Consider the following 2,639-nt stretch of genomic DNA (forward strand, 5'->3'; position numbering starts at 1 on the left):
GGGCCCGGCACGCCGCCGGGCCCGCGGCCTGTTCGGAAGCCCGTCAGGCGGCCGGGAGGGCGTCCAGGGCGGCCCGCAGCCGGCGCAGCGTCTCAGGGCGTCCCAGGAGCTCCATGGACTCGAACAGCGGCGGGGAGACCCGACGGCCCGTGACGGCCACCCGCAGCGGCGTGAAGGCGAGCTTGGGCTTGATGCCCAGCCCGGCCACCAGCGCCTCGCGCAGCGCGGCCTGGATCGGCTCCGGGGTGAAGTCCCCGAGCTCCTCCAGCGCCTTGACGCTGGCCTCCAGCACCGGGCGGGAGTCCGCGGTCAGCACCTTGGCGGCGTCGTCCGGGTCGAGGGCGAAGTCCTCCGGCGCCACGAACAGGAAGCCGGCCATGTTCACGATCTCGCTCAGCACGACCATCCGCTCCTGGGTGAGCGGCGCCACCTTGGCGAGCAGGTCCAGCTGCTCGGCGGTGGGCTCGGCCGGCAGCAGACCGGCGCCCTGGAGGAAGGGCACCAGGCGGCCGACGAAGTCCTCCGGGGCCAGCCGGCGGACGTGCTCGGCGTTGATCGCCTCGCACTTCTTCAGGTCGAAGCGGGCCGGGTTGGAGTTGACCTTCGCGATGTCGAAGGCGGCGACCAGCTCGTCCATGGAGAACAGGTCGCGGTCCTCGGCCAGCGACCAGCCCAGCAGGGACAGGTAGTTGAGCAGGCCCTCACGGATGAAGCCGAGCTCGCGGTACATGTTGAGCGAGGCCTGCGGGTCGCGCTTGGAGAGCTTCTTGTTGCCCTCGCCCATCACGTACGGCAGGTGGCCGAAGCGCGGGGTGGTGCCCTCGCCGACGCCGATCTCGGCCAGCGCGGCGTACAGCGCGACCTGCCGCGGGGTGGAGGACAGCAGGTCCTCGCCGCGCAGCACGTGGGTGATGCCCATCAGGGCGTCGTCCACCGGGTTGACCAGGGTGTACAGCGGGGCGCCGTTGGCCCGGACGATGCCGTAGTCCGGCACGTTCTCCGGCTCGAAGGTGAGCGTGCCGCGGACCAGGTCGTCGAAGCTGATGGTCTTGTCGGGCATCCGGAAGCGCAGGATCGGCTCGCGCTTCTCCAGCTTGTAGACGGCGACCTGCTCGTCCGTCAGGTCACGGCAGTGGCCGTCGTAGCCGGAGGGCTTGCCGGCGGCGCGGGCGGCCTCGCGGCGGGCGTCCAGCTCCTCGGTGGAGCAGTAGCAGTGGTAGGCGTGGCCGGCCTCCCGCAGGCGGCGGGCGACATCGGCGTAGATGTCCATCCGCTGCGACTGGCGGTACGGCGCGTGCGGGCCGCCGACCTCCGGGCCCTCGTCCCAGTCCAGGCCGAGCCAGCGCATGGCGTCGAGCAGCTGGTGGTACGACTCCTCGGAGTCGCGGGCGGAGTCGGTGTCCTCGATCCGGAAGACCAGCTTGCCGCCGGTGTGGCGGGCGTAGGCCCAGTTGAAGAGGGCCGTGCGGACCATCCCCACGTGGGGGTTGCCGGTCGGGGAGGGACAGAAGCGAACCCGGACGTCCGGGTTTGTGTTAGCCACGCTTGATCACCTTGTTGGTGAGAGTGCCGATGCCTTCGATGGAGACGGCGACCTCGTCGCCGACGTTGAGGGGGCCCACCCCTGCGGGCGTGCCGGTGAGGATGACGTCGCCGGGCAGCAGCGTCATGGCCTCGGAGATGTGGACGACCAGCTCGGCGACCGAGCGGATCATCAGGGAGGTGCGGCCGGTCTGGCGGAGCTCGCCGTTGACCGTGCAGGTGATCGCGAGGTCGCCCGGGTCGAGGTCGGTCTCGATCCAGGGGCCCAGCGGGCAGGCCGTGTCGAAGCCCTTGGCCCGGGCCCACTGGCCCTCGCGCTGCTGGACGTCCCGGGCGGTGACGTCGTTGGCGCAGGTGTAGCCGAGGATCACCTCGGGCACCCGGTCCAGCGGCACCTCGCGGCACATCCGGCCGATCACCACGGCCAGCTCGGCCTCGTGGTGGACGTCCGAGGAGAACGGCGGGTAGGCGATGCTCTCGGTCGGGCCGATCACCGAGGTGGACGGCTTGAAGAAGGTGAGCGGGACGTCCGGGACGTCGTTGCCCAGCTCGGCCGCGTGCGCCGCGTAGTTGCGGCCGACCGCCACGATCTTGTTCGGGAGCATCGGGCTGAGCAGCCGGACGTCCTGGAAGCGGTAACTCTCGCCGGTGGGCTGGGGCTGGCCGAACGGGTGGCCGGCCAGCGCGTGGACGACCAGCGAGTCGGGCCGGGAAGGGTCGCCCTCCACCACGCCGAAGGAGACGCTGCCGGCGGCAGGGCTCCCTTCCCGGACGGAAAACCTGGCAATGCGCACGGCTGGGCTACCCCTCGCTTCGTCGGCCGCCCGGGGCGCGCCCGGGCGCTGGTGGGCGCCCCGCCCGCAGTGGGCGCGGCCCCGTCAATCGGCTCCAGGCTATCGCGCGGGGCCCCGGGTCATGCCCATGTCGGTGAGCATGTCCACCAGCTCGGCCTCCTCGGCGTCCGGGTACTTCCGGAACGCGGCGCGCTCGGTGACCACCTCGGCGTCGATCTGCTCGTTCTGCGTGGTGACGGAGGTGTACTCGCCCAACGCCATCGAGAACGCGCCGGCCACCAGTCCGGCGACGCCGCTGAGGAC

Annotated in this window: 3 protein-coding genes; all 3 read right to left on the reverse strand. The window is 71.8% G+C overall.

Annotated features, from left to right (window positions below; translation table 11 throughout):
* Nucleotides 1-43 precede the first annotated feature (43 nt).
* Nucleotides 44-1,474 (reverse strand): glutamate--tRNA ligase, encoded by a 1,431-nt coding sequence (gltX, locus tag ACFRMQ_RS40010; RefSeq protein WP_380735830.1) that lies wholly within the window; start codon nt 1,472-1,474, stop codon nt 44-46.
* A 61-nt stretch (nt 1,475-1,535) separates the two neighbouring features.
* Complete coding sequence (locus ACFRMQ_RS40015) at nt 1,536-2,336, reverse strand: fumarylacetoacetate hydrolase family protein (protein WP_380735828.1); 801 nt, start codon at nt 2,334-2,336, stop codon at nt 1,536-1,538.
* A gap of 99 nt (nt 2,337-2,435) precedes the next feature.
* The coding region (locus ACFRMQ_RS40020; RefSeq protein ID WP_380735829.1) for a VIT1/CCC1 transporter family protein at nt 2,436-2,639 on the reverse strand (204 nt) is incomplete at its 5' end.

This window comes from Kitasatospora sp. NPDC056783, from assembly GCF_042789895.1.
Classification (GTDB): domain Bacteria; phylum Actinomycetota; class Actinomycetes; order Streptomycetales; family Streptomycetaceae; genus Kitasatospora.